This is a genomic window from Streptomyces sp. NPDC043870 (assembly GCF_056435785.1).
In genome coordinates, this window is sequence record NZ_JBWKDT010000108.1 from 1 (window position 1) to 4,827 (window position 4,827).

Below are 4,827 nucleotides of genomic sequence, written 5' to 3' on the forward strand. Positions count from 1 at the left end.
AACAGGACCCTCAGCAAGTCCCATCGTTGCAGGTCAAGGGCACTTTCCGCGTTTCTGATCAGCTCTTGGACAGCCTGCTTCGTGAAAGCGCGAGGTTAGCCGCTCTGCCCTGTATCCCCTCCTGGCCCGCATCAACGCCTACGTGATGCGGTGGTCCCGCAACAAGTATCGGCGGCTTCGGGGCCGCAAGAAGGCTCAGGCCGCGTGGGAGAGGGCCGTGAAGTTGCGGCCGAAGTTCTTCGCGCAGTGGGCCTGGGTGACTTGGGTCCCGGCTGCCTGGTGACCAGAGCGACAAGAGCCGTATGACGGGAGACTGTCACGTACGGATCTGTGGGAGCCCTGGGGTGCGATTCCCCAGGGCTACCCGACCGGGAGACGGCATGCCGATCTCGGTATCGGGCGGCAGCCAACGGGTTGATCGCGAACACCAGCCGCTTCCCGGTCCGCAGCACGGCAACGAGCAGGCCGCGGCTGGTCTCGATCGCCACCGGAATCGGGTTCTCCTCCGTGTCTCCGTACTCGGCAAGCAGGTCCAGCAGGACCCTGTAGCCAGCCGCGTCGTCGGTGATGTGCCGCTTTGCCACCAGCGTGCCGACGTCGTCGACCAGGGCGACGTCGTGGGTTCGTTCCGCCCAGTCGATTCCGCAGTAGATCAAGATGCCCTCCGCATTGTTCTGGTGTTTGAGCTGGTCACGAGCACATGCGGGCCACGCAGCGACGTAATTCCAGGACTCAACCGACTGGCCGGTCCGCCACCTCACTAGCCGTTCGTGGCACCAGCGCGCCGCACGGGCCTCGGTCTATTGCCGGAGCTCGGAGGCTCGGGCGTAACGAGAGGTCGCCATGAGGCGGGCTCGCACCGCCAGCACCAACGAGGGGCCAGGCGTGTGGTGTTGACAGCGGTGGGGTCCCGAAGACGCCGAACGCCGCCGCTCTACCGCGAGGGATCAAGAGCCCGGAGTCAGTCAGGCATCCGTTCGACGCCCACGGGACGCCACCACCGTTACGAGTGCCTTCTCCGGCATTCGAACGGACCAAGAAAGCAGCAGCTTGGCTTCCACGATCCGTTAGCAAGGAATTAGGAGTCGGTGCCGGTCTCGATGATGGTGCCGTTGAAAGTCAGGCGGTCGACGATGGCCGCGCAGAGGCGGGGGTCGGTGAAGGTTTTGGTCCAGCCATCTGGGGCTGGCACTTGTTCCCTCACGAGAGTTGTCGCTGCCACCTGGCCGTTTCCTGTTCCTGCGGTCCTCGTTGGTTCTCGCGGTAGCAGCCTGTTTTTCAAGGTGCTGCCTTGACCGTTCAGGTGCGAGGAAGGTGTGCCGGTGGCTGAGGCGAGACTCCAGGTCATCGCGGGAGGGGCCGTTCCGCAGGAGCCGCTGGTCACGGATCCGTGGCAGTTCCAGACTGCATGCGTCGACGCGTTTGTCGCCTCATGGCGGGCTCGCGGGTTCAGCCCGGTGACCGTCGACAACGACATCGGCCTGCTGGAGCGGACCCTGGCCGCTCTGGGCCGGCCCGCGTGGGAGGTCACCCCCGAGGACATCGACCGCGTGGTCGGTGACCTCGCGGTGAAGGGCCGCAAGACCTCGACGCGTCGCGAGTATGTCCAGATCTTCAAGGGGTTCCACCGGTTCCTGCAGGTCCGCAAAGCGGCCGAGATTGAGGCTGCGTTCGGCGTCCGGCTGGTCTGCCCGGTCGACGAGTTCAACGCTTCCCGGCATGTCGGTGACGATTCCCCGGCCCTGGTGCCGCCACCGACACCGGAGCGGGTGGCGGAGTTCTTCGACTTCATGAAGCAGCGGATCGCGACCGCCAGAAAGTACGGACCTGCCGCCCGGGACTATGCGATGTTCTGGACGCTGTATCATGCCGGGTTCCGCTCGGAGGAAGCATCGCTGCTGGACAAGCCGGACGTGCACTTCGTCCGCGGCCCGTTCGGCAAGCTCCACGTTCGCTTCGGCAAGGGAGCCCACACTTCCGGGCCGCGTCCGCGTTGGGTGCCCATGCTCGACGGCCTGGACCTGGTGCTGCGATGGTTCCTCGACGACGTGCGGCCCAAGTTCCCCGACTCGCCCGTGCTGTTCGCTGACGAGTCCGGCGGCCCCTTGCATCGCGGGACCATCCGCAACCGGCTCCGCTATCTCATGGAACTCGAAGGACGCCCACCGTCTGAGCGGTTCAGCCCGCATGCCCTGCGGAGGGCCTGCGCGACCCACAACTACGAACGCGGCGTCGATCTTGTGGCGATCCAGCAGATGCTCGGACACTGGACGGTCAGCTCGACAATGCGTTATGTCCGGCCTTCCGCGACCTTCATCGAGGACGCCTATCAGCGGGCAGTGGCCAGCACTCTGGCGGAGCTGACTGGGAAGGACAGCACAGCATGAAGATCCGATGGCGGCTGCGGATGGCAGCCGCTCAGCGGGAGGTCTGGACCGGGACCGAGCTCCGGCGACTGCTGGCGGAGAAGGCTGGCCTGGAGTTGTCCTCCGCGTCGGTGTCCGCGCTGTTCACCAAGGAACCGTCGCAGGTGAAGATGACCACCCTGGCCGCGTTGTGCACCGCGTTGGAGTGCACCCCCAACGACCTGATCGAAGTCGACACTACCCCCGTCGAACGGCCCATCGTCCCGCCCCGGCCCGTCACCGACATCCCGAAGACCGCCGCCTCCGCCCGGGGCCGATCGATGCCGCCTCTGTGACCGATGGTCATCTCGATGGGCAAGAAGCAACGCGACTGCGTCACTTGCGGAGCCCCCGTTGGCTATCTCGATCGCCAGCACTGCTGCCGGTGCTGGCTCCGCATGAAGGAACAGGCAGCCAAGACGGTATGCCCGACCTGCGGCAAGGGCCGCGTGCTCCAAGTGGACACCGGCCGCTGCATCACCTGCTCGCGCGTCTGCGAACAGTGCGGTCATCCCGTCCGTGCGGCAAGCAACCGGCTATGCGGGGTCTGTCGGCGAAAGGCCGAGAGACTCGCCGCCCAGCAGCCCTGCCCCCGCTGCGGCAGGCCGGGATTTCTCCGCGAGGAGACCGGCTGGTGCGGCCACTGCTCTCGGCCCCGGCAAGCCAAGCAGCCGCCACGGACCTGCCGCGAGTGCGGGCATCTGCCGCGGCATGCCGGCCTGGGCCTGTGCTCAGCCTGCTGGCAAAAGCACCCCGGCCGCCCCTTCATCCGCGGCGAACACCTCCGCGACCAGCTCACCAACCCGCCCGCATGGCTCGACGACTTCGTCACCCATGTCGCGTCCCGTTTCTGCGTCTCCCGGGCCTGCGGCCTGGTCACCGACCTCGGCCGACTCCTGCAAGACGAACACTCCAACTCGCCCCAGGCCCTGCTGGAACGGTCCCGCCGCCCCGGACGGTCGATGGGCCCCTTCGCCCGAGCCCTCGAAGACTTCTTCACCCATCGAGGTCTGGCCCTGCCCACTGACCAGGCTGAACGACTCGCCGCCGGGCGCCGCAAGCGCCGCATCGACGCCGTCCCCGACTCCCTCAGAGCGGCTGTCGCCGCCTTCGACGTCTCCCGCATGCGGGCCCAGGACCGGGCCCGCCGAGCCGGCACCCGGCCCCGCAGCCATCACACCCTGGAAACTGCCCTGGGTATCCTCCGGGACCTGGCCCTCTTCCTCACCAAGCACCGCGGCAAGGACGACTGGGCCCTGGCCGACGTGCACGACATCGAAGCCTTCCTGGCACCTTGCCCAAGGCCCGCAAGCGCCGGCTGGTCGTCCTGCGGCAGTTCTTCCGTTTCGCTCGCTTGCAGCACATCGTTCTGGTCGACCCGGCACGGACTCTGACAGCGAAGGAGTCGAACGGCTTCCGCGGCAGAACACTCACCCTCGACCAGCAGCGCGAGCTCTTCCGCCGCTGGACCACCGACGAACGCGTCCACCCGCACGAGGCCCTGATGGGCATGCTCGCCCTGCTGCACGGTGCCTCCAGTTCCGAGGTCCGGATGCTGCAGGTCACCGACCTCGACCCGGTGGCCCAGACCGTCCAGCTCGGCAAGCGGCCCCACCCTGTTCCATTGGATCCCGCCTCGTGGACGGTGGTGCAGCGGTGCCTGGCCCACGGCGAGGCATGGCCAACGGCCAACCCTCACGTGGTGATCACCAAAGGAACAAAAGCCGGGCGAAGCCCGGCCTCAACTGCCTATCTTTCCCATGTCCTTGACGACTGCGGATTCCCGCCCCGGATGATCCGCAGCACACGCCTGCTCGACCTGGTGAACACTATGGACCCCAAGCTCGTCGCCGCCGCCTTCGGTATGGACCCACAAGCCACCTTGATCTATCTCTCCGATCGCATCGACGAGAGCCGCTTGTCGCAGTGGGAGACGGACAGAACCTGATCAGAGTACGTAGGGGTAGAGACTGACCTTCTCGCGCTCGATGAGCAGCTCGACCCACGTATTGGCGACATCCTCGGGCAGCGGATCAGCGAGATCCAGCAGGATCAGACTGCCGTCCAAGTCCAGCACGGCGGCACCATCCTCTGTGGGGTTCAGACGTCCTCGAAGGACAACGCAGTGTCCACCAGGCCGGACTCCCGGTCCGGAATCGGCAGCCGGTTTCGCATTCCGCCCCCAGACGATGTCCTCATCGACTGCCCACTCGACGTGGTACTCGCCCGGCTCCGCGTTCTCGTCACCGCACCAGCGGACCGTGGTCCTTCCGAAGGGGGTTCGGATCTGAGCCAGCCAGGGGCTCCAAGGAAACTTTGCGACCTTCTCTAGTAGTACTTCGTTAGGTCGGTTTGGTGGTGTGGTGTGGGTTCGGGCATGGTGGTGCGGTGGACTTGGGGGAAGTTGAGGGACTGCGGGGCG

At 66.4% G+C, this 4,827-nt stretch carries 5 protein-coding genes and 2 pseudogenes; 3 read left to right on the forward strand and 4 right to left on the reverse strand.

Features of this window, described 5'->3' with window-relative positions:
• Positions 1-347: 347 nt before the first annotated feature.
• Positions 348-656 (reverse strand): annotated as a pseudogene (locus tag AC0699_RS39265) (IS110 family transposase); the annotation flags it as partial.
• Between the two features lie 422 nt (positions 657-1,078).
• Positions 1,079-1,177, reverse strand: a pseudogene (locus AC0699_RS39270) (IS21-like element helper ATPase IstB); the annotation flags it as partial.
• Between the two features lie 145 nt (positions 1,178-1,322).
• Between AC0699_RS39270 and AC0699_RS39275 the strand changes: the two are divergent.
• Together AC0699_RS39275 and AC0699_RS39280 are read left to right on the forward strand one after the other, a co-directional pair.
• Positions 1,323-2,387: a tyrosine-type recombinase/integrase gene (locus AC0699_RS39275; protein ID WP_478671336.1), complete on the forward strand. Its 1,065-nt coding sequence runs from the start codon at positions 1,323-1,325 to the stop codon at positions 2,385-2,387.
• Positions 2,384-2,701: a helix-turn-helix domain-containing protein gene (locus AC0699_RS39280; RefSeq protein WP_478671341.1), complete on the forward strand. Its 318-nt coding sequence runs from the start codon at positions 2,384-2,386 to the stop codon at positions 2,699-2,701. Before AC0699_RS39275 ends, AC0699_RS39280 begins: the two co-directional genes overlap by 4 nt.
• A gap of 435 nt (positions 2,702-3,136) precedes the next feature.
• Here AC0699_RS39280 and AC0699_RS39285 read toward each other — a convergent pair whose 3' ends face one another.
• Complete coding sequence (locus AC0699_RS39285) at positions 3,137-3,676, reverse strand: hypothetical protein (RefSeq protein ID WP_478671347.1); 540 nt, start codon at positions 3,674-3,676, stop codon at positions 3,137-3,139.
• Between the two features lie 23 nt (positions 3,677-3,699).
• On the opposite strand from AC0699_RS39285, the gene AC0699_RS39290 reads away from it, so the two are divergent.
• Positions 3,700-4,353, forward strand: coding sequence for a hypothetical protein (locus tag AC0699_RS39290; protein WP_478671352.1), 654 nt, complete (start codon positions 3,700-3,702; stop codon positions 4,351-4,353).
• Here AC0699_RS39290 and AC0699_RS39295 read toward each other — a convergent pair whose 3' ends face one another.
• Entirely contained in the window at positions 4,354-4,482 is a 129-nt protein-coding gene (locus tag AC0699_RS39295; RefSeq protein ID WP_478671356.1) for a hypothetical protein, read from the reverse strand.
• Positions 4,483-4,827 lie beyond the last annotated feature (345 nt).